Source organism: Ruminococcus albus AD2013 (assembly GCF_000526775.1).
Taxonomy (GTDB): Bacteria; Bacillota; Clostridia; order Oscillospirales; family Ruminococcaceae; genus Hominimerdicola; species Hominimerdicola alba_A.
Map to the genome: position 1 here is coordinate 38,691 of NZ_JAGS01000001.1, position 22,819 is coordinate 61,509.

A 22,819-nucleotide genomic window follows, 5' to 3' on the forward strand; every position below is an offset into this window, starting at 1 on the left:
TATTTCGTGCGCTGTTATTTTATAATATCTTTGAGGGCTTCATATTCCGCTTTGATGGCGCTGTAATATACACAGCCTTCCTTTTTGCCGAACTGCTTTATCATGCGGATATAAAGCTGCTGCCTTGAGGGAACTTCCCTGAAAAGCTGACGTATCAGTTCAACATCTTCGGTGGAACATTTGCCGTCAAGCAGCTGTTCAAGTCTGTCGCCTGAGATATTATCAACAGGAGATTCAGCGGGCTTTTCAGTTTTCTTCTTGGTACGGGATCTTGCTGTCTTGGCAGGCTTCTTTTCCTCTTCGGATTTTTTTGCATCGTCGGATTTCTTGGACCTGGTAGTTTTAGCTTTGGTGGTCTTAGCCTTTTTCTTTGCCGGCTTTTCCTCAGCGGCAGGTGCCTCCTCGGAAACTTCCTCGGTCTTCTCGCTGACGACCTCTTCGCTCTTCTCGACCTTTGCAGGTTCTTCTGCGGGAACATCTTTCTTCGCGGGAGTTTCAGCCTTGACAGGAGTTTCGATCTTTGCGGGAACTTCTGTCTTGACAGTTTCCTCTGCCTTGGGAGTATCCTCCACAGGCTGTGTTTTTACAGTATCGGGGCTGACATACTCGGGGTGCTCTGCGGCATACATCTCTTTAAGACGGAGATATTTCGGTCGCAGAAGCTTATAAAGCTCGGTAGCATCCTGCTTGTAATCCTTGGCAAGAGCGTTGTGGAATTCTTCCTTGGTATCGGAATTTATCAGCAACTGTGATATGTGATTTATCATCTCTGCCGTGCAGTCGGCTTTTTTCATTATCTCTTTGAGCGATGCGAAAAATGCCTTGTTCTGAGCCTTGGGCTTCTCTGCGGGCTTTTCGCTCTTCGGAGCTTCCTTTACAGGCTCGGTTTTGGGTTCTTCCTTGGGTGTTTCAGCCTTGGGAACTTCGACCTTTGCAGGTTCTTCCTTGACTTCGGCTTTTACCTCGGCAGGCTCGGCTTTCTTCTCGGCTTTTTCTGCTTTCTTCACATCGATGATGGAATAAGCACTGAACGAAGCCTCCAGAGCATTCAGCTCCTCTGCACTTATGGTGAATTCATCTTCCTTTGCGGGAGTGGTTTTCTTCACCTGCTTAGGTGCTTTCTCCTTTGCGGGTTCCTGCTTGGGTGCGGGTTTTGCAGTGCGCTTCTCGGTGAGGTCTGCACTCATAGCAACAGCCTTTTCCGAAGTCTCGCTCTTAGCGGAAGGCTGTTCTTTCTTCTCGGGCTGAACTTTCGCTGGCTCAGCCTTAACGGGAGCAGCTTCCTTTACCTCGGGAACTTCCTTAACGGGCTCTTCCTTGGTGTCGGGAGTTTCCTGTTCCTGCTCGCTGTCCGAAATATCCTCGGCAGGAGCAAATACAGCTGTATCCGTATCGTCGTCGTCATCCGGGATAGGCTGTTTCTTTCCGCCTGCATAGTTGATAGCCTGAGCTATGGTCTTGGTGCGGTAAACTATGCAGTCCGGAGCTGCTATGTACTTGCCGTGCCAGAAATCGTGCAGGAAATCAAAGCTCTTGTCGTTGCTGATAACGAAAATATGGCTGTAATAGTTCTTGCTCACAAGATATCCCAGCAGTGTTGAAAGCTGGAAATCCAGTGCGTTCTTTCCGCCTACGTGTACCTTGAAGTACTCAACTTCGGCTTTGGATATCAGCACCTTCTGGTGCATCTCGAAATTGATGGTGTCCGCATTCTCGCTGTAAAAAATGATGACGCGGTCATACTCGGTCAGGCTGTCTATGCCTGTCAGACCCTTTGACTTCACATTTTCAAAGTCGATAAGATAAATTTTCATCTGTCTTGTCCTTTCGGTATGTTACGGAAAGGCAGTGTAATGTACAATATCGGCTCACACAGAACCTCGGTACCGTTCAGACATTCCTGCGGCTGTCCCTCGCCGCACATAAAGGTATTGCGCACCTGTGCGAAAGGGAAAGTATCCGCTTCGGATAAAGTGATATTTTTGTATCGCATATATGGGCGTACCCGATATATGCCATCGCTTATGTGTATCAATTACAGTTTATGACCTTGCCTGAAAATATGGGATAGGTCAAGTGGGATATATGTCAGTCGGTATAAAGAACTCCGTGCTGCCGCAGTAACAGACTGCACTGCCGCGTCCGTTTCGGATTCGGTGAAAACATATCACCGTCACTGGTATTATACCATATAAAATACAAAATGTAAAGATATCGGGATATATTTTCCTTTAATTATTACGGATTTATTTTCACGAATATGACAGACGGAAAATATGATATCCCGACATTTAAGTGTTATGTGACGGTGTGATATTGGTGCGAAATTGTTTTTGCAGGAATTGCGGCGTAAAAATTCATTTTAGCAAAAATAGGCGTAAATATGGCATTTTAAGAAGATTTATCCGATGTTTTCAGCAAAATATCTTTCATGTAAATACAGAACTATTCCGACTATTTGCATAAATATAAAGATGAATTTTGCAATAATTATTCCGAATGTACTAAAATTCACTGATATTCTGAAATTTTGCGTTTCTGGACTTGCAAAACCGAAAAGAGTGTGCTATAATAATAGGGCAGTGTGAGTCCGGAGCGTACAAGTGTACGCCGTAGTCGGACTCTGACAGTAATTATTTATTTAAGATGGGAGTTTTTACAATGGCATTGAAGAATGAGTACCTCCAGAAGGTATACGAGCAGGTTGAGAAGAGAAACCCCGGCGAGAAGGAATTCCACCAGGCAGTTTATGAGGTTCTTGAGAGCCTTGTTCCTGTTGCTGACAAGAGACAGGACCTTATCGATGCAGGCGTTTTCGACAGAATAGTTGAGCCTGAGAGACAGGTAATGTTCCGTGTTCCCTGGGTTGATGACAACGGCAAGGTACAGGTAAACAGAGGTTTCCGTATCCAGTTCAACTCCGCTATCGGACCTTACAAGGGCGGTCTGAGATTCCACCCCACAGTATGCGCTTCCGTTATCAAGTTCCTGGGCTTCGAGCAGACTTTCAAGAACAGCCTGACCAGCCTTCCTATGGGCGGCGGCAAGGGCGGTTCCGACTTTGACCCTCAGGGCAAGTCCGACGCTGAAGTTATGAGATTCTGCCAGAGCTTCATGACTGAGCTCTGCAAGCACATCGGTGCTGATACAGACGTTCCCGCTGGTGATATCGGTGTTGGCGGAAGAGAGATCGGCTACCTGTTCGGTCAGTACAAGAGACTGAGAAACGAGTTCGTAGGTGTTCTGACAGGTAAGGGTATGGAATACGGCGGATCCCTGATCAGACCTGAGGCTACAGGCTACGGTGCTGTTTACTATGCAGTTGAGATGCTCAAGCACTACAATGATTCCATCGAGGGCAAGACCTTTGCAGTATCCGGCTTCGGTAACGTTGCTTGGGGTACTATCAAGAAGGTTAACGAGCTGGGCGGTAAGGTAGTTACTATCTCCGGTCCTGACGGTTATATCTACGACAAGGACGGCATCACAGGCGAGAAGGTAGATTACCTGCTGGAGATGAGAGCTTCCTGCAGAAACAGAGTTCAGGATTATGCTGACAAGTTCGGTGTACCTTTCTATGCAGGCAAGAAGCCTTGGGAGGCTAAGGCTGATATCTATATGCCTTGCGCTACTCAGAACGAGGTAAATCTTGATGATGCTAAGAATATCGTTGCTAACGGTGCTAAGTACTATATCGAGGTTGCTAATATGCCTACAACTGCTGATGCTGTTGCATACCTGAAGGAAAACGGTCTGAATGTTGCTCCTTCAAAGGCAGTTAACGCAGGCGGCGTTTCCGTTTCCGGTCTGGAAATGAGCCAGAACTCCATGAGATATAACTGGACAGCTGAAGAGGTTGACGCTAAGCTGCACCAGATCATGAAGAATATCTTCGACGCTTCTGTTAAGGCTGCTAATGAGTACGGTCTGGGCGATGACCTGATCGCAGGCGCTAACATCGCAGGCTTCCTGAAGGTTGCTGAGGCTATGAAGGCTCAGGGCGTGGTATAATTCAAGCCATTTAAACTATATAGTCCTTATATATCAATATACCCGTCGGTTTCGGCGGGTATATTTTTATGCACAAAACGACCGTATACAGCCTGTGCCGTATACGGTCGTTTTTATATTCTGACTATCCCTTTAGCACACCGGCTGAAAATGCGGTAAACAAAAGGATAATTGAGCGTTGTATATCTATCCCCCGCCTGCGGCGGGGGATAGATAACCGCTGTTTTTGTGGTATGTCAGCAGGATAACCACATTTTATCTTACTGTTATCTCTTCGCGTACTTTTTCAAGTTCTTCCACGAATATGTTATCGGTAGCACTCAGCCGATAGCTCGACTGATATATCAGCACATCCTTGTTGGTCTTGCGGATATTTGGTGTGCTGCGCTGTACCAGCTTGCAGCGGTCAAGTATCTCCTGCGGCATTGGCGATACCCACATATATGATTCGGGGCAAGCCGACAGTATATCGAACTGACTTCCTCTTTCGTATACATATATATGCCGTCTGTGAGGATTGAGTTCAGTGTTTTTCTTCTGGTATACCGCCGATATATTCGGTACGGTATTGTCACCGTGAAGTATCTCGATGTACTTTTCAAGGGTCTCTTCAGTTATCTCTTTTTCATTGGCAAGAGGGCTGTCCGCACTCATTATCAGCACATAATCGTACTCCCAGCTGTTGTGTATCGTGAGATTTTTTTCCTCCAGCAGCGGCAGAAAAAAGCTCTCGTATGCGATGGGATAGCGGATTATACCCATATCGTATTCGCACTCCACCACCGAGTTTATAGCCTCCATCGAGTTGGTTTCCTTTATCTTGATATCCATTGCCTTCCTGTCCGATACCCTGTTCAGAAAACAGGTGAATGCATGGGTGATGTAGCTTGCGCGGGGCAGAAGCAGTGAAAAGCTCACCCTGTTGCTCACATTGTCCTTGTAAAGATTCTCCATCTTGTCAAGCTGAACGAGTATGGCTTTAGCGTACTGCAAAAACTCCTTGCCCTTGTCCGTAGGCACTACACCCTTTGCAGACCTTTTGAATATCGGTATACCGACCTCGTGTTCCATTTCTTTTATGGCCTTTGAAAGGTTGGGCTGACCCATATAAAGCGCCGCCGCCGCCTTGGTTATCGACCCCAGCCGCTCAACTTCCACAATGTATCGAAGATGTGTCAGGTTCATTTTCATCACTCCGTTATATAGAAAAGTACATATTGACATATGTATTATACAATATAAATTTTTATATGTCAAGAGCATATATCAGCCATACAGCGATGATTAGTGTTGAACAAAAACTATCTTCAAAGAAAATACCATTTTATTTTAGCGTGTCTATTGACAAACAGTTAAAAATGTAATATAATTAACCGTAGACGACATGATCTTCATATTTATCCCGATCTTGTCAGTGTCGCCAAGCACAGCACAAGCGGCCGGGATAAGTAATTTTTATTGTCGGGATAAAATAGTTTTAGTCGGGTCCATGTCGTTAAATTGTTTTTTATATAGGAGGGTTCATAATTATGAACAACAAAAAAATCGTAGCAGGTCTGATGGCGCTGACATTAGTATTCGGCGGCACAGCTCTTCCAAACACAGTAGTGAGCAGCGTGGCATCGGTCATAACAGCACAGGCTGATACTGTTGATGGAGACTGTTATTCATTTGATTTGGATACAGGTGTGCTTACGCTCAGGGGCGAGGTTAACCGTGATGAATTAAGGACATTCAGCAATAGAATGATCGTAAGTTCCGTTGTAGCCGAAGAGGGAACGGTTTTACCCGAAGACTGCAGTTATCTGTTTGGTGATTATATTAATTGTACTTCTATTGACCTTTCAAATGCAGATACCAGTAATGTCACCAATATGTTCGGAATGTTCAGAGGTTGTATGAATCTGACCTCTCTTGATGTAAGCGGTTTTAATACCAGCAATGTAACAGATATGTCAATAATGTTCTCTCTTTGTTACAGCCTGACCTCTCTTGATGTAAGCGGCTTTGACACAAGCAATGTAACAAATATGTCAAGAATGTTCGAAGATTGTGCATATCTGACCTCTCTTGATGTAAGCGGATTTGATACAAGCAATGTAACAAATATGTTCGGAATGTTCGAAGCATGTAAAGCCCTGACCTCTCTTGATGTAAGCGGATTTAATACAAGCAATGTAATAGATATGTACGGAATGTTCGATGATTGTGCAAATCTGACCTCTCTTGATGTAAGCGGCTTTGACACAAGCAATGTAACAAATATGTCAGGAATGTTCGAAGATTGTGTATATCTGACCTCTCTTGATGTAAGTGGATTTGATACAAGCAATGTAACAGATATGTCAGGAATGTTCGAAGACTGTAAAAGACTGACTGAACTTGATGTTAGCGGCTTTGATACAAGCAATGTAACAGATATGTCAGGAATGTTCAGATATTGTATGAAACTGACCTCTCTTGATGTAAGCGGTTTTAATACCAGCAATGTAACAGATATGTCAGGAATGTTCGAAAATTGTACAGATCTGACCTCTCTTGATGTAAGCGGTTTTGATACAAGCAATGTAACAGATATGTACGGAATGTTCAGATATTGTATGAAACTGACCTCTCTTGATGTAAGCGGTTTTAATACAAGCAATGTAACAGATATGTCAGGAATGTTCGAATATTGTAAAAACCTGACCGCACTTGACGTTAGAGGCTTTGACACAAGCAATGTAACAGATATGTTTTATATGTTCCAATTTTGTGAAAATCTGACCTCTATTGATGTAAGCGGCTTTGATACAAGCAATGTGACAGATATGAGTGCCATGTTCAGAAACTGTGTAAATCTGACCTCACTTGATCTGAGCAACTTTGATACAAGTAAAGTCACACATATGGACAATATGTTCAGTGGTTGTGAGAATTTGAAAAGAATTACTCTTGGAGAAAATTTCAAAACAATAACCCCACATGCCGACCTTCCAAATGGCGATGGCTGGGTTAATGTTAATGATCCTTCAACCATTGTAAGCAGTGAAGAATTCCACTATTCGTGCGCAGTTATCGAAAACGATGGTAACAATACCTATGTTCGTTATTTTAGAAATACCCCCACCAACATCAAAGCAGATCACAGCGAGAAATACCACCAGATAAGATTTACATGGGACAAAGTTGAAAACGCTGAGCAGTACGGCATAGCTGTATACCTCGCAGGCAAGTGGAGAGTCCAGGCACAGGATATCACTGACACTACCTACACCACTCCCAAGAACCTTACCCCCGGCAAGACCTACAAGGTAGCGATCGCGGCTAAGGTGGACGGCAAATGGTTTACCTCAAGTGCTATCGAGAATGCAATCACTGTTACTGTAAAGTAATATTAGCATATATCTTTAAATTCAAATCTGACATGATGCCAACAGCGTCTGAGTTAATCAGGCGCTGTTTTGACATTTATGATAATATTGATAAAATATGTTGACAAATGCTAGAAATTGTTGTATAATATACGTCAAACAGCAGGCGATGTCCTGCCGATGTACAGGCTGATTATATTGTCAAAATAATGGGGGTTAAAAGATGAATAGTAAGAAGATCATTTCGGGTCTGCTGGCACTTACTTTAGTTTTCGGCGGTGCGATCATTCCCGGATATACAGTAACCGGCTTCTCAGCTGTTACCGCAAGCGCTGAAACTAAGGAATCCGGTGACTATATTTATAATCTGCGTAAAGATGGTACGGCAGAGATATTATGGTATGCCGGTTCTGACTCATCAGTCGAGATACCAAGCGAGCTAGATGGCGTCAGCGTTAGTCATATAAGATCCGGCTCGTTCAGCGGAAAAGCTAATCTGGTAAGTGTTGTCATACCTGACAGTGTTGTTTCAATTGATGTGTCAGCATTCTCTAATTGTAATGCACTTGAAGAAGTTACTCTGTCCAGCAACCTGGAAACTCTCAATAACTCAACATTTGTCAGATGCGAATCTCTGAAAGAGATCGTTATACCTGACAGCGTAACTTCTATTGCTGATAATGTATTCGTTTACTGCTCAAGTCTTGAAAGTGTAACTTTTTCTAAAAATTTACAAACTATCGGCTGTAGTACTTTTGCTCACTGTGATAAACTCAGTGAAGTAAATATACCAGACAGCGTTACATCTATAGGAGATTCTGCATTTGCTTATTGCTCAAATCTTGAAAGTGTTACATTATCCGAAAATCTGGAGTCTATAGGAAAAGCATCGTTTGCTTTTTGTGAAAGCCTCAGCAAGGTAACTGTACCTAACAGCGTTACAGCTATTGGAAAAAATGCATTTTCTGATTGCTCAGCACTTGAAAGCATCACTCTGTCCAAAAACATAAAGTCTATAGAAGAAAGCACTTTTGAAAATTGTAAAATGCTGAAAAGTATCGTTATCCCTAATGCAGTAGAGAGTATCAATGATAAAGCATTTTCAGCTTGTGAAGTTCTTGAAAGTGTAACATTCTCATCTAATCTTGAGCTTATAGGCGCAAGTGCTTTTGAAGACTGCAGCAATCTTGCAGGCATCACATTTCCCAAAAAACTGAAAACTATCAGTGAGTCAGCTTTCAATGCTTGCATACTTATCAAAACCGCAGTTATACCTGATAGCGTTGAAAGTATCGGGAAAAGCGCTTTTGGCGGGTGCAGCGATCTTGAAAGCATAACGATACCTGCAAGTGTTACTGAAATAGGGGATAATATATTCACCGATTCTAATTCTCTGACTCAGACAGCTGCGTCAAGTAAAGTGACCGTATATTGTTATACTAACTCAGCAGCACATAAATATGCAGTGACAAACAAGCTGACTTATCAGCTGTTAGATGCTGCAAAACCCACATATCCCACAAACATCAAGGTCGATTACAGTGAAGAATATCACCAGATAAGATTTACATGGGATAAGGTCGAGAACGCACAGCAGTACGGCATAGCTGTATATCTTGCTGGCAAGTGGAGGATACAGACCCAGAAGATACCCTATACTACTGTAAGTTATACCACTCCCAAAAACCTTACTCCCGGCAAGACCTACAAGGTAGCTATCGCGGCTAAAGTCGATGGTAAGTGGGATACATCTAACGCTATCAAGAACGCTGTAACCGTTACTGTAAAGTAAAATAACATCGATATAATGCCCTGACAGCGGGGCGGTATTAACTGAAAATATTCCGACAGCAGGGCTTCGGCTCTGCTGTTTTTTTGTACCGTTCTATGTGTTGGAACGCAAAAAAAATAAAGAACAACAACGAAGTTAATTATATTAATTTAATTAGTGATTGTGAGGAACATTTTATAAAAATATTGACATATTTCACATATTGTGTTAAACTATTAACATAATTGTTTTTTATTTAGGAGGAACTTAAAATGAAAAGTAAAAAAATCATTTCGGGTCTGCTGGCACTGACATTCGTATTCGGCGGCACAGCACTGCCCAACACAGTAGTAAACAACAGCGTGGCAGCTTCGGCAAGTGAAGAGGAATCATCATATGAATCATTTGGTGATTATATCTACACTTTGCATAAAGATGGTACGGTAGAGATATTACAGTACATGGGTCTTGATGCAAAAGAGGTCGAGATACCTGCTGAGATAAATGGTGCGCCTGTAACATGTATTGGTGAGTCAGCATTTAATGAATATGATGATGATCATTTTGAAAAAATTACGAGCATAGTTATACCCGATAGTGTTACTGTGATTAAAGCAGGTGCATTTGAACATTGTTCTAGCCTTGAAAATATCACATTGCCTGAAAATCTGAAGTACATAGGTGATTTTGCTTTTTACAAAACTGGTATTAAGAACTTTGTTATACCCGATAGTGTAGAATATATTGGATACTCTGCATTTTGTTACTGTTTTAATCTTGAAAGCATTACATTACCCAAAAATCTGGAGAATATTGAATGTGGTACTTTTGATACCTGCTGCAAGCTTAGAAGTATCAAATTACCTGAAAATCTAAAAAATATAGATGAGAGTGCTTTTGCATATTGTTTAGATCTTGAGGATATAAATATACCTGATAGTGTGGAATCAATCGGATATCGTGCTTTTGTCGATTGCGAAAATCTTAAAAGTGTTACAATTCCTAAAAGTATAGAAGAAACTGGTATATGTAGTGATGCGTTTAGTTATTACGATGAACTTACAGATACTTATAAGCCGTTAAAGAAGTTGATAATAAATTGCTACAAGGATTCAGGAGGATTTTGGTATGCTTTGGGAAGCGGCAACAGTTTCAATGTGATCGATGCTGATGACAGCAAAACTAAATATCCCGAGCTTATCAAGGAAGAGTACAGTTCAAAATACCGTCAGTTCCGTCTGAAATGGACAGCAGTAGAAGGCGCTGAGAAGTACGGCATAGCAGTAAAGCTGGCAGGCAAGTGGAAAGTACAGGCTTACACTGATGCTGATACTAGAACATATACTTCGCCAAAGCTGAGTGCATCCAAAAGCTATAAGGTTGTGATATGTGCAAAGGTCAATGGCAAATGGGAGGCAAACAAGGTTGAAGACATCTTCAACAACAGGACATTTCCCCTTGTTGTAAGATAATGTGAAAACCCACTATTGACATACCATTAAAAAAGAAATATAATAATTATCAAACGACATATTATTTCATGCTTATCCATTACGCAGACTGTGCTTCAAAAGTACAGTTTCTGCGGTCGGGATAATCCGATATTTTATGTCGTTTGTTTAATCTGTTTAAAAGATTCGGAGGTAATAAAATGAAAAGTAAAAAAATCATTTCAGGTCTGCTGGCACTGACATTTGTACTCGGCGGCGCGGCACTGCCAGATGGGGTAGTGAGCAACGTAGCATCGGTAATAACAGCGCACGCTGATACTATTGAGGGAGATTGCTATTCATTTGATAAAGCAACAGGTGTGCTTACTCTCAGGGGCAAGGTAGACGTAAAAAAAATGTATCAATTCAGAGGATCCAAAGCACCGTCCGTACGAACCATTATAGCCGAAGAGGGAACGGTTTTACCAGAAAATTGCAAGTCACTGTTTGAGAATATCCAGTGTACTGCTATTGATCTTTCAAAGGCTGATACCAGCAATGTTACAAATATGAACAGTATGTTCGCAATGTGTAGAACTCTGACCAAAGTTGATTTAAGTGGATTCGATACAAGCAAAGTTACAGATATAAGCAAAATGTTCTATTGTTGTTATGATCTGACTGAACTTGATGTGAGCAGATTTGAAACAAGCAACGTTACAGATATGAGCAATATGTTCTATGGGTGCGAAAGCCTTGCCGAACTTGATGTGAGCGGATTTGATACTAGCAATGCTACGGATATCCACCAGATGTTCGATGGTTGCAGATCTCTGACAAAACTTGATGTAAGTGGATTTGATACAAGCAACGCTGAGTGTATTAGCGGTATGTTCGATGGTTGCAGATCTTTGACAAAACTTGATGTAAGCAGATTTGATACAAGCAAAGTTACAAAACTGAGCTATATGTTCAGTGGGTGCCAAAGCCTTGCCGAACTTGATGTGAGCGGATTCGATACAAGCAATGCTGAAGATATGGGCAGTATGTTCTCTGGGTGCAGAAACCTGACCAAACTTGATGTGAGCGGATTTGATACAAGCAAAGCTACAAATCTTGTCTATATGTTTAGTAATTGTGATAGCCTGACCGAGCTTGATGTAAGCGGATTTGATACAAGCAAGGCAAAAAATATGAGCGTTATGTTCAATGGGTGTAAAAACCTGACCAAACTTGATGTAAGCGGGTTTGATACAAGCAAAGCTACAAATCTTGTCTATATGTTTAGTAATTGTGATAGCCTGACCGAGCTTGATGTAAGCGGATTTGATACAAGTAGCGTTATATATATGCACCATATGTTCTCGAATTGTTCTGATCTGACTTCACTTGATCTGAGCAGCTTTGATACAAGCAATGTAACAGATATGGAAGATATGTTTAATGGCTGTTATAATCTTAACACCTTTACACTCGGCGAGAATTTCAAGAGTATAAATGAAGATGCAAAGCTTCCCAACTTCGACGGCTGGGCAAATGCTAAAGCTCCCAGTACTGTTGTAAGCGGTGACGAGTATTATGCTGTTATAGAAAATGATAGCGAGAACACTTACGTCCGCTATTATAAAACACCAACCGACATTCCGAACACATATGGCGATTTTGAGTACACTCTGCTTGAAGATGGTACCGTTGAGATAACATTTTACAACGGTTCTGACACTGATATCGAGATACCCGCTGAGATAAATGGCGCGGCTGTAACAAGCATTGGTATGAAAGCTTTTGAAATGTGTTACGATATTAAGAGCATTGTTATCCCTGATGGTGTGAAGACAATTGGAGAGTCAGCATTTATATCGTGTGGAAACGTTGAGAGCATTGTTATACCCGATAGTGTTGAAAATATCGGCAGAGGTGCATTTTGTTTTTGTAACTTCAAAAGTATCGAATTGCCGAAAGGTTTGAAGAAAATAGATGTTGCGGGTTTTACAAATTGTCAAAAACTTGAAAGTATAACTTTGCCTGAAGGACTGGAAGAAATAGGTTCACATGCATTTGGAAACTGTTTTGGTCTTAAAAGCATTACAATCCCCGCAAGTGTAACAAAAATAGGTGAATATGCATTTAGTTATTATGAAAAAAGTGAAGATATCTTCAAGCCGTTGGAGAACGTGACTATCAATTGCTACAGCGGTTCATACGCTGAAAAATATGCAAAAGAAAACGACTTGAATTACAAGCTGATCGATGAAAAACTCCCTAATTGTCCTCCTCCGAAGAAGATGGTCATCAAAGCTGAATACAGCTCGGAGTATCACCAGATACGTTTAAGATGGAAACCTTATGAGAATGCCGAAAAGTACGGTATAGCTGTATATTTAGCAGGCAAGTGGAGAGTTTGGACTTGTTCTATACCTGCCGATGTTACTGTTTTTACATCTCCCAAGAACCTTACACCCGGTACGGAATACAAGATTGCTGTCGCAGCCAGGGTCAACGGTAATTGGAATGTAAGGGATGCTATCTATGATGCTGTCAAAGTTACTGTAAAGTAAAATAGCACCGATATCATGCCCTGACAGCGGGCGGTTTTAACTGAAAATATCCCGACAGCAGGGCTTTGGCTCTGCTGTTTTTTTGTACCGTTCTGTCAATTGATAGTATTGATATGCGAAAGTGATTAAGAACAACAACGAAGTTAATAATAATGATATAATTAGCAATTGTAAAAAAGTTTTGTCAAATATATTGACATATACTTGGCGCTGTGATAGAATGAAACATAATTAATATTTATAAAAAAATAAAAATATTATTCATTTAGGAGGAACTGAAAATGAAAAGTAAAAAGATCATTTCTGGTCTGCTGGCGCTGACATTTGTGCTCGGCGGTGCTGCACTGCCCAACACAGTAGTAAACAACAGCGTGGCAGCTTCGGCAAGTGAAGAAGAGGCAGAAGTACTTACATACGGTGATTATAAGTACAAACTGCTGGAAGATGGTACTGCTGAGATAACATCTTACCATTTTTACGACTTTTACAAAAGTTCTGACACAGAAATCGAGATACCCGCTGAGATGAATGGTGTGGCTGTAACTAGCATTGGTGAAAAAGCTTTTTCATTTTGTAGAGAAATTAAGAGCATTGTTATCCCTGATGGTGTGAAGACAATTGGGGAGGGAGCTTTTGAAATGTGCAATAGTATGGAGAGCATTGTTATCCCTGATGGTGTGAAGACAATTGGGGAGGGAGCTTTTAAAATGTGCAATTGTTTGGAGAGCATTGTTATTCCCGATAGTGTTACGGAAATCAAAGATTTTGCATTTGCAAATTGTGTAAGCCTTGAAAGTGTTACATTATCCAAAAATCTTAAATATATGGGTAATCATGTTTTTAGAAACTGTAGTAAAATTAATAGCATTGTTATACCTGATGGTGCGAAGTTAATTGGAGAATTCGCTTTTATAGGGTTGGATAATCTTGAAACCATTGTTATACCCGATAGTGTGGAATATATTGGTGAACGCGCATTTTTTTACTGCACAAATCTCAAAAGTATTATATTACCGGAGGGATTAAAGCAGATAAGTTTTGGTACTTTTATACTTTGCGAAAGCCTTGAGAGCATTGTTATACCGGATAGTGTTGAATCTATCGATGATGCGGCATTTGAAAGCTGCGAAAGCTTGGAAAATGTAGTAATACCTGATAGTGTAAAAACCATAGGAGATGCTGCATTTTTGGAATGCCATAACCTTAAAAGCATTACAATTCCCGCAAGTGTAACCGAAATAGGTGAGGATGCATTTTCAGAATATGATACACACGATGATAGCTATAAGCCATTAAAGAACGTGACTATCAATTGCTACAGCGGTTCATACGCTGAAAAATATGCAAAAGAAAATGGCTTGAATTACAAGCTGATCGATGAAAAACTCCCTGCTTGCCCTCCTCCTAATCTGTTAAGAGCTGAATACAGTTCTGAGTATCATCAGATACGTTTCAGATGGGATCCTATTAAGGGCGCTGAAAAGTACGGAATCGCTGTATATCTTTCGGGAAAGTGGAGAGTATGGACTAATTCTATCCCGGCTTCGACAACAACATTCACTACGCCAAAGAACCTGACGCCCGGTACGAAATACAAGGTAGCTGTTGCAGCTAAGGTTAACGGTAAGTGGGATACATCTGATCCTATCAAAAAAGCGATCACAGTTACTGTAAAGTAAAATAGCACCGATATCATGCCCTGACAGCGGGCAGTTTTAACAGAAAATATCCCGACAGCAGGGCTTCGGCTCTGCTGTTTTTTTGTACCGTTCTGTCAATTGATAGTATTGATATGCGAAAGTGATTAAGAACAACAACGAAGTTAATAATAATGATATAATTAGTAATTGTGAAAAAGTTTTGTCAAATATATTGACATATACTTGGTGCTGTGATAGAATAAAACATAATTAATATTTATAAAAAAATAAAATTATTATTCATTTAGGAGGAACTGAAAATGAAAAGTAAAAAGATCATTTCTGGTCTGCTGGCGCTGACATTCGTACTCGGCGGGGCAGCTATTCCCGGCACAGTTGTTGATAATAGCGTGGTGGCTTCTGCTGCAGAAGTGCTTACATACGGTGACTATGAGTACACTATTAATGGCGGTACGGCTGAGATCACAAAATACACCGGTACTGATAAAGTTGTAGAGATCCCCGGTGAGATTGACGGTGTGGCTGTAACAAGCATCGGTAAATTTGCATTTCAAAAAAACAATAATATTACGAAAGTAACCATACCGGACGGTGTTGTATCAATAGGCGGGTCTTCATTTAGTTCCTGCAAAAATCTGATTGAAGTTGAAATGCCCGATAGTGTCAAAACTTTAGGCAGCATAGCATTCAGCTCCTGCAGTGCTTTGAAAAAAGTAAGATTATCAAGCAACTTAACGAAGATCGAGATAGCTGTATTTGTTGATTGTACAGCTCTTACTGACATCAAACTGCCTTCCGGAATTACATCTATAGGTGAAAATGCATTTCGTTCCTGTTCCAGCCTTGAAAATATCAACTTTCCTGAAGGTTTACAATCAATTAAAGATTATGCTTTTTCAAACTGTGAAAAGCTTGTCAGCATATCGTTGCCTGATAGTGTGACTACTATTGGAACTCTGGCTTTTTATGAGTGTACTTCTCTTACGGATGTTAAGTTATCGGAAAATATTAACACTATATATAGCTCGAATTTTTACAAATGCACCAGCCTTAAAGAATTAGTGGCTCCTGCAAGCTTAAAATCAATTGGCGGAAATACTTTTACGTCAAATTACAGATCTGCCGATGAAAACAAAGAACCATCTTTTACATTGAAGTGTTATAATGGTTCTGCCGCTGAAAAACACGCCCTTGAAAACGCTGTCAATTTCAAGATCATCGATGCTGAAGACAAGACCGAATATCCTGAACTGACTGAGGCACAATTTGCAAAAGTTGCAAGGATCAAATATACAGATTATTTCCAGTTCCGCATTAACTGGACTAAGGTAGAAGGCGCACAGCAGTATGGAATCGCAGTAAATCTGGCAGGAAAGTGGAAAGTACAGGCTTATACCGATGCAAAGACCACGACATTTACTTCACCTAAGCTTAAAGCAGGCAGCAAGTATGACGTAGCAATATGCGCCAAAGTCAACGGTAAGTGGGAGACAACTGATTTCACAAAGAGAGCTTTCACTATTGCAGTAAAGTAAAATAACACCGATATAATGCCCTGACAGCGGGGCGGTTTTAACTGAAAACATTCCTACAGCAGGGCTTCGGCTCTGCTGTTTTTTTGTACCGTTCTATTTGTTGAAACGCGAAAGAAAATAAAGAACAACAACAAAGTTAATAATAATGATATAATTAGTGACTATGAGGAAACTTTTGTAAATGTATTGACATATTTTGCATGCTGTGTTAAACTATTAACATAATTGTTTTTTATTTAGGAGGAACTTAAAATGAAAAGTAAAAAGATCATTTCGGGTCTGCTGGCACTGAGCTTTGTATTCGGTGGCACAGCACTGCCCAACACAGTAGTAAACAACAGCGTGTTAGCTTCGGCGAGTGCTGAAGAAGAGACAGAAGTACTTACATTTGGCGATTTTGAGTACACTCTGCTTGAAGATGGTACTGTTGAGATCGCAAGGTACATCGGTTCTGATACAGAGGTCGAGATACCCGCTGAGATAAATGGTGCGCCTGTAACAAGTATTGGATTCGCCGCATTTGAGGAATATTATGATGATTTTGAAATAACGAGTATTGTTATACCCGATAGTGTTACAAAAATTGATGATAGTGCATTTGAATACTGTTCAAAACTTGAAAGTATCACATTGCCTGAAAATCTGAAATATATAGGTGGATGTGCTTTCTATAAATGCCTGAGTCTTAAAAGTATTACATTACCCAAGGATCTGAAGAGTATTGAGGGTGGGACTTTTGAAAATTGCAGCAGTCTGGAGAGCATTGACATACCCGATAGTGTTGAGATTATAGGTGATTGGGCTTTTAAAAATTGCTCAGCTCTGAAGAAAATAGTTATACCTGATAGTGTGGAGGAAATCGGATGGGGGGCTTTTTGCAACTGCGGAAAAAACCTTAGAAGTATTACTATCCCTAAAAGCGTGACATACATAGGATATGATGCCTTTAGTGATTACGATGAACCCACAAATACCTACAAGAATTCAACAAATCTTATGATAAATTGCTATATGGATTCATATGCATATCATGATGCTCTTGAAAGCGGCAGCAACTTCAATGTAATTGATGCTGATGGCAGCAAAACAAAATATCCCGAGTTGATAAAGGAAGAGTACAGTTCAAAATACCGTCAGTTCCGCCTGACATGGACAGAAGTTGAAGGTGCTGAGCAGTACGGCATAGCAATAAAGAATGCAGGCAAGTGGAAGGTAGTTGGTATGACCGAAGCTGACGTCACGACATATACTTCGCCAAAGCTGACCGCAAAAAAAGAATATATTGTTGCGATATGTGCCAAGATCAACGGCAAATGGGATACGAGCAATCTTAATACTTTCCTCTACGATGGCAAGCTTTATGGCAGGACATTTCCACTTACTGTAAGGTAATATTAATCACAAATTTATGAAGCATAACGGACACTTCCGCTTGAAAAAGCAGGAGTGTCTTTTTGTTGGTTTGGTGAATATTGGCGGGAAGTTTTGGTTTTCTATTGACATCGGGCGGGAATCATACTATAATATTTATGAATTAATTATTACGTTCCGGAGGTCTTTCAGGGTGGATAAGAGAGTCGTGGTATATAAAGTGATGCGGACGGTGCTTGCGCCGCTGTTTTATGTGCTGTTTCAGCCGAAGATAATTGGCGCGGGGAATATCCCGAAGAACGGGGCGGCGGTCATTGCGGGCAATCACAAGCACGCCCTCGACCCTATCCTCGTGGATATCAGCACCCGCAGGACAGTTCGCACCCTTGCCAAAAAAGACCTGCATGACAGTGCTTTCGGCTGGTTTTTCAGGAGCTCGGGCACTATCCCCGTAGACCTCCATGCAAAGCATAATCCCGAAGCCCTGCGTACCGCTAAGGAAGCCCTCCGCGATGGTGAACTTGTGAATGTTTCCCCCGAGGCGAAGCGAAATTACACCGACGAACTGCTTCTGCCTTTTAAGTATGGCGCGGCTGTTATGGCAGAGGATACGGGGGCAGTCATCGTGCCTTATGCCATAGCTGGGAAGTACAAGCCTTTCGGCGGGCTGACTATAATATTCGGCAAGCCTTTCAAAGCCACGGGCGATGCGGAAAAGACCAACAGAAAACTCTATAACAGCATTGGCGCCCTGTTGAAAAGGGTCATGCCGAAGGAAGAATTAGAGTCCAAAAAAATGACCTCTTTTGAAGAATGGAGCAGCAGAAATGAAAAGACATCTTGAATACCCCGACTGTTCGCTGTATCGATATCTTGTCATGACAGCGAAGAAATATCCCGATCATACCGCACTGAACTATTTCGGAAACAAGCTGACTTTCCGCAGGCTTATCGGTGAGATAGGCAGAACAGCCCGCGCACTTGCGGCGGCGGGTGTCAAAAAAGGCGACAGCGTATCCGTATGCCTGCCGAATATCCCTCAGGCGGTATTCCTGTTTTACGCCATAAACAAAGTGGGTGCAGTGGCGAACATGATACACCCGATGTCTGCGGAAAACGAGATCATCCGATATATGGAACTTACCGAGAGCAAATATGTTTTCTTCCTTGATTCCGTTTCGGATAAAATGAGAAAGGTCTGCATGAGGGTCTGCCCCGAAAAGGCTGTGGCTGTCAGTGTCAGCACCTATATGCCCCCTGTGATACAGGCGGGATATTTCGCAAAGCTGAAAGGCAAGCTTCCCGAACATACGGGATTTGACAGCTGGTCGGATCTCATTGCAGGGGCAAAGGATATCAGGCAGAATATCAATGTGAATTCCGCTCCCGATGATACTGCGGCGATACTGTACAGCGGAGGAACGACAGGTGTGCCCAAGGGCATAATGCTGACGAACCGCAACTTCAATGCCCTTGCCGACCAGAGTATCGACGGCTGCGGCGATCTGTACGCAGGTGAGAAGATGCTTTCGGTAATGCCTGTATTCCACGGCTTCGGGCTGGGGGTATGCATACATACTATTTTAATACTGGGCGGTACGGCGATAATTCTGCCGAAATTCTCTGCGGCTGAATTCCATGAACTGCTTTTCAAATACAAGCCTAATATAATCGCGGGAGTGCCTGCCATATATGAAGCTATGCTTATGAACAAGGATTTCGACGGCAAGGATATGAGTTTCATCAAGACAGTTATATCCGGCGGAGATTCGCTTTCTGCGAGTTCAAAGAAAAAGCTGAACGAACTTCTCGCTTCCCACGGCAGCAAAGCCCGTGTGAGAGAGGGCTACGGTCTGACAGAGTGCGTAACAGGCTGCTGTCTGCTGCCCGAGGATTCCGACAAGCTTGAAAGCGTAGGTCTGCCCTATGCCGATACCTATTTCAAGATAGTTGATACCGAGGGCAACGAACTTCCTGCGGGTGAAACAGGCGAGATAATACTCCGCGGCACAACTGTCATGAAAGGCTATTACAAAGCTGAGGAAGAAACTGCCGATACTCTGCGCCTGCACGATGACGGCAATATATGGCTGCACACAGGTGACTTGGGCTATATGGATAAAGAGGGCTATGTGTACTTCAGGCAAAGGCTGAAACGTATGATAGTTTCGGGGGGATACAATATCTACCCGCAGAATATCGAGGAAGTAATAAATTCTCACCGCGATGTGGTAATGTGTGCCGTTGTGGGTGTGGAAGATAAGATACTTGGCGAAAAGGTAAGGGCGTATGTAGTTCCCAAAGAGGGTGTGAATGAGGATACTCTCCGCGATGAACTCAAAGAAATGCTGAAAAAGGATATAGCGGTATACGCCCTGCCCAGAGATATAAGATTCAGGGAAAGCCTGCCGAAAACCCTTGTGGGCAAGGTGGATTATCTTGCGCTGAAAGCTGAGGAGTGATATCTATGGATAACAGAAAAATATTGCTTGTCCACCCCGAGATATCCAGGACAAAATATAATTTCGCGGGGATAATCGACAACGAACCACTTGAACTTGAATACATCTGCACCGTTCTGAAAGATGCAGGATATGAACCTTTTATATGGGACGGTCAGGTCGAAGAACAGCCATTTGTAAAGCGCCTTGCGGATATATCTCCCTTTGCGGTGTACGTCTGCGGAAGAACAAGGCAGGAAAATTTCATGAAAGAGTACTGCCGTGCCGCTAAGGATATTGGCTGTATCACCATGATAGGCGGACTTCATGCACAGCACAGCCACAAGAGGTTCTATGAAAGCTATATCGATTTTGTGTTCAGGAGTTTTGATATATTCGGTATTGTGAATGTGCTTGAAAACAAAGCCCTCGACACGGTGAACGGACTCTGCATAAACCGCGGGAACCGCTGGATAGAAAACGAGGCAGTTCCCTTTGATATCAAACGTCTGCCCCGCCCCGACAGAAGCTATTTTTATGCCCATCCCCGCTACCGCTATCTTGAATTACAGCCCTGCGCCCATGTCAGGACTGCATACTGCTGTCCCTACAAATGTAAATTCTGCTACCGCAACAGGCTGAACTGCGGTACTTACTCTGCAAGAGATATCGCAGACGTGGTTGACGAGATAGCTTCCATAGAATGTGATAATATATATTTCATCGATGACGATTTCCTCTTTGGCGAAAAGCGCCTTGAAGAATTTATCCGCCTTGTAAAGGAAAGGGGCATACACAAAAAGTATGTCTGCTACGGCAGAGCGGATTTCATATCCAAGCACCGCGACCTTATGGAACGCCTTAAAGAGATAGGTTTCTACTATGTGCTGGTAGGACTTGAAGCGGCGGACGACAAGCATCTGTACCGCTATAACAAAAAGTCCGACCTATATGCCAATTCTGCGGCGGTGGAGATACTCAACGATCTGGGTATAAACGCCATGGGTATGTTCATAGTCGATCTGGATTTCAAGGCGCGGGATTTCAGGGATATCTCAAAATGGGTGAGAAAGCACAAACTCAAACACGCGGCTATATCCATATTCACCCCCGAGATGAACAGCGAACTATATGATGAATACCGAAGCCGCCTTATCACCCGTGACCCCTCCCACTGGGACTATCTCCATGTGGTGGCAAAGCCCGCCCATATGAGTGTAAGACGGTACTATATGCACTATCATATCCTCATCGGCAGACTGTTCCTGCGGGCATGGCGGCAGGGGATATACGATTTTATCGACTATAAATTCTTTATAGGTTCGATAGTTAAAAATATGTTCAGGTTCGGAGGATAGCATGGGAGAAGTATATAAGAATCCCGTGAAAAAAATGATACCAAGCAAGCTGGAAACGGGATTTCAGCAGTTTTTATACAAGCACGTGGGCCCGCATATACCAAAGGGCATGACACCTAATCAGATGACCACGGTCAGTGCGCTGGGGGGAGTTTTCGCCATAGTTATGACACTTCTTACCAACCTGTCGTCATGGTTCTGGCTGGGTACGATAGCGGGTCTGGCTGTGCATCTTGTGGCAGATGACCTTGACGGCTATATAGCAAGGTCGAGGGGGCTGTCCTCAAAAGCGGGTGCGTATTACGACCTTATGGTAGATATACTTTTCTCAACATTTCTGATAATATCTATCGGTCTGACCCCTGCGGCACATCTTCTGCCAATGGCGCTGGCGGCACCCCTTTACGGCATTATGAATGTAACCATGATGAACTATATCATCTATTTCAACGAATTCCAGTTTCCGCGCTTAGGCCCTATCGAAGCCCATATCAGCTATACCGTGATAGCGATATGCGCCATGATATTCAAGGGGAACGAGGTATTCACAGTTTTCAGCCACGGTGTGACGGTTGTGGATATCATAGCAGTCATCGCCATGATACCTATGTACTATGAAATGATACGCATGATAATAGCCCTGTTCAAGCGGCTGGAGGCCAGTCAGAGATGAGATATATCTACATCGTGCTGATAAAGGCGCATACAGGTCTTGGGAGCGTTGCGCGAAAAATTACACGCTATCCCTACACGCATATAGCAGTCTGTCTTGATAAGTCACTGACGGACTATATCAGCTTTTCCAGAAGATACCATTACTATCCCTTTGAAGCGGGCTTCACCCACGAATACCGTGATTATTACGCATTCGGTGAACACAGGGATTACGGCGTGAAAGTCTTTCGCCTGCCTGTGGAAGAAGATGCCTATGCTGATATCCTTACCTTTATAAAAGACCGTGAGACAGGGGGATATCTCTTCAATGTGTTCTCGATGGCGACTATGCCGCTGATAGGCGGTTTCAGGATAGCAGGTGCTGAAAACTGCATGAGTTTTACCGCACAGGTGATAGAAAAAAGCAGGGCGGTCAGCCTTGCAAAGCCCTACTGGAGATATTCCATAAAGGACATAGATGAACTCCTCATGAAATATCAATATTTCCGGGGAAAGATAAGCAAACGACCCTGTGACAGACATGATGAATATATGCAGAAATTCTGTATAAAACGATATCTCCGCGGAATGGTGAAACTTCTTATCCCGCTGACGAAACGTCTTATCACAAATCAAAAATGACCAGTAGTACAGGTTTATTTTTCGGCAGGAAGAA

Annotated in this window: 16 protein-coding genes; 13 read left to right on the forward strand and 3 right to left on the reverse strand. The window is 42.4% G+C overall.

Features of this window, described 5'->3' with window-relative positions; genetic code table 11:
* Positions 1–14: 14 nt before the first annotated feature.
* Entirely contained in the window at positions 15–1,814 is a 1,800-nt protein-coding gene (locus tag N773_RS0100235) for a PIN domain-containing protein (RefSeq protein ID WP_024855875.1), read from the reverse strand.
* Positions 1,811–1,993 (reverse strand): hypothetical protein, encoded by a 183-nt coding sequence (locus N773_RS0100240; protein ID WP_024855876.1) that lies wholly within the window; start codon positions 1,991–1,993, stop codon positions 1,811–1,813. Before N773_RS0100240 ends, N773_RS0100235 begins: the two co-directional genes overlap by 4 nt.
* A gap of 668 nt (positions 1,994–2,661) precedes the next feature.
* Between N773_RS0100240 and gdhA the strand changes: the two genes are divergently transcribed.
* Entirely contained in the window at positions 2,662–4,011 is a 1,350-nt protein-coding gene (gdhA, locus tag N773_RS0100245) for an NADP-specific glutamate dehydrogenase (protein WP_024855877.1), read from the forward strand.
* A gap of 255 nt (positions 4,012–4,266) precedes the next feature.
* On the opposite strand, the gene N773_RS0100250 is transcribed toward gdhA, so the two are convergent.
* A complete protein-coding gene (locus N773_RS0100250; protein ID WP_024855878.1) occupies positions 4,267–5,196 on the reverse strand; it encodes a LysR family transcriptional regulator in 930 nt (309 codons plus the stop codon).
* A gap of 344 nt (positions 5,197–5,540) precedes the next feature.
* Here N773_RS0100250 and N773_RS19430 point away from each other — a divergent pair, with 344 nt between their 5' ends.
* The 12 genes from N773_RS19430 (at position 5,541) to N773_RS0100310 (ending at position 22,785) form a co-directional block, all read left to right on the forward strand.
* Positions 5,541–7,385: a BspA family leucine-rich repeat surface protein gene (locus N773_RS19430; RefSeq protein ID WP_024855879.1), complete on the forward strand. Its 1,845-nt coding sequence runs from the start codon at positions 5,541–5,543 to the stop codon at positions 7,383–7,385.
* A 202-nt stretch (positions 7,386–7,587) separates the two neighbouring features.
* Positions 7,588–9,156: a leucine-rich repeat domain-containing protein gene (locus N773_RS20915; protein WP_024855880.1), complete on the forward strand. Its 1,569-nt coding sequence runs from the start codon at positions 7,588–7,590 to the stop codon at positions 9,154–9,156.
* Positions 9,157–9,407: 251 nt separating this feature from the next.
* Positions 9,408–10,607, forward strand: a complete 1,200-nt coding sequence (locus tag N773_RS20920; protein ID WP_024855881.1) for a leucine-rich repeat domain-containing protein — start codon at positions 9,408–9,410, stop codon at positions 10,605–10,607.
* A 179-nt stretch (positions 10,608–10,786) separates the two neighbouring features.
* On the forward strand, positions 10,787–13,123 hold the full coding sequence (locus N773_RS20925; protein WP_024855882.1) for a BspA family leucine-rich repeat surface protein: 2,337 nt from the start codon (positions 10,787–10,789) through the stop codon (positions 13,121–13,123).
* A 281-nt stretch (positions 13,124–13,404) separates the two neighbouring features.
* On the forward strand, positions 13,405–14,802 hold the full coding sequence (locus tag N773_RS20930) for a leucine-rich repeat protein (protein WP_024855883.1): 1,398 nt from the start codon (positions 13,405–13,407) through the stop codon (positions 14,800–14,802).
* A 281-nt stretch (positions 14,803–15,083) separates the two neighbouring features.
* The gene (locus N773_RS20935) at positions 15,084–16,319 is read left to right on the forward strand and encodes a leucine-rich repeat domain-containing protein (RefSeq protein ID WP_024855884.1); all 1,236 of its coding nucleotides are present in this window, start codon (positions 15,084–15,086) and stop codon (positions 16,317–16,319) included.
* Positions 16,320–16,571: 252 nt separating this feature from the next.
* Entirely contained in the window at positions 16,572–17,711 is a 1,140-nt protein-coding gene (locus N773_RS20940; protein ID WP_024855885.1) for a leucine-rich repeat domain-containing protein, read from the forward strand.
* Between the two features lie 172 nt (positions 17,712–17,883).
* Positions 17,884–18,534, forward strand: coding sequence for a lysophospholipid acyltransferase family protein (locus tag N773_RS0100290; protein WP_024855886.1), 651 nt, complete (start codon positions 17,884–17,886; stop codon positions 18,532–18,534).
* Positions 18,518–20,152 carry a class I adenylate-forming enzyme family protein gene (locus tag N773_RS0100295; RefSeq protein WP_024855887.1) on the forward strand — a complete coding sequence of 545 codons (1,635 nt, stop codon included), beginning with the start codon at positions 18,518–18,520 and terminating at the stop codon, positions 20,150–20,152. The genes N773_RS0100290 and N773_RS0100295 overlap by 17 nt, the downstream gene beginning before the upstream one ends.
* Before the next feature lie 5 nt (positions 20,153–20,157).
* Positions 20,158–21,489, forward strand: a complete 1,332-nt coding sequence (locus N773_RS0100300; protein WP_024855888.1) for a B12-binding domain-containing radical SAM protein — start codon at positions 20,158–20,160, stop codon at positions 21,487–21,489.
* Between the two features lies 1 nt (position 21,490).
* Positions 21,491–22,162 (forward strand): CDP-alcohol phosphatidyltransferase family protein, encoded by a 672-nt coding sequence (locus N773_RS0100305; protein ID WP_024855889.1) that lies wholly within the window; start codon positions 21,491–21,493, stop codon positions 22,160–22,162.
* Entirely contained in the window at positions 22,159–22,785 is a 627-nt protein-coding gene (locus tag N773_RS0100310; RefSeq protein WP_024855890.1) for a hypothetical protein, read from the forward strand. The genes N773_RS0100305 and N773_RS0100310 overlap by 4 nt, the downstream gene beginning before the upstream one ends.
* Positions 22,786–22,819 lie beyond the last annotated feature (34 nt).

Coding starts and splice junctions, on each gene's coding strand:
- N773_RS20930 (WP_024855883.1), top strand. CDS start 13,405: ATGAAAAGTAAAAAGATCATTTCTGGTCTGCTGGCGCTGACATTTGTG.
- N773_RS0100310 (WP_024855890.1), top strand. CDS start 22,159: ATGAGATATATCTACATCGTGCTGATAAAGGCGCATACAGGTCTTGGG.
- N773_RS20940 (WP_024855885.1), top strand. CDS start 16,572: ATGAAAAGTAAAAAGATCATTTCGGGTCTGCTGGCACTGAGCTTTGTA.
- N773_RS0100300 (WP_024855888.1), top strand. CDS start 20,158: ATGGATAACAGAAAAATATTGCTTGTCCACCCCGAGATATCCAGGACA.
- N773_RS20925 (WP_024855882.1), top strand. CDS start 10,787: ATGAAAAGTAAAAAAATCATTTCAGGTCTGCTGGCACTGACATTTGTA.
- N773_RS0100250 (WP_024855878.1), bottom strand. CDS start 5,196: ATGAACCTGACACATCTTCGATACATTGTGGAAGTTGAGCGGCTGGGG.
- N773_RS0100295 (WP_024855887.1), top strand. CDS start 18,518: ATGAAAAGACATCTTGAATACCCCGACTGTTCGCTGTATCGATATCTT.
- N773_RS19430 (WP_024855879.1), top strand. CDS start 5,541: ATGAACAACAAAAAAATCGTAGCAGGTCTGATGGCGCTGACATTAGTA.
- N773_RS0100240 (WP_024855876.1), bottom strand. CDS start 1,993: ATGCGATACAAAAATATCACTTTATCCGAAGCGGATACTTTCCCTTTC.
- N773_RS20920 (WP_024855881.1), top strand. CDS start 9,408: ATGAAAAGTAAAAAAATCATTTCGGGTCTGCTGGCACTGACATTCGTA.
- N773_RS20915 (WP_024855880.1), top strand. CDS start 7,588: ATGAATAGTAAGAAGATCATTTCGGGTCTGCTGGCACTTACTTTAGTT.
- N773_RS0100235 (WP_024855875.1), bottom strand. CDS start 1,814: ATGAAAATTTATCTTATCGACTTTGAAAATGTGAAGTCAAAGGGTCTG.
- N773_RS20935 (WP_024855884.1), top strand. CDS start 15,084: ATGAAAAGTAAAAAGATCATTTCTGGTCTGCTGGCGCTGACATTCGTA.
- N773_RS0100305 (WP_024855889.1), top strand. CDS start 21,491: ATGGGAGAAGTATATAAGAATCCCGTGAAAAAAATGATACCAAGCAAG.
- gdhA (WP_024855877.1), top strand. CDS start 2,662: ATGGCATTGAAGAATGAGTACCTCCAGAAGGTATACGAGCAGGTTGAG.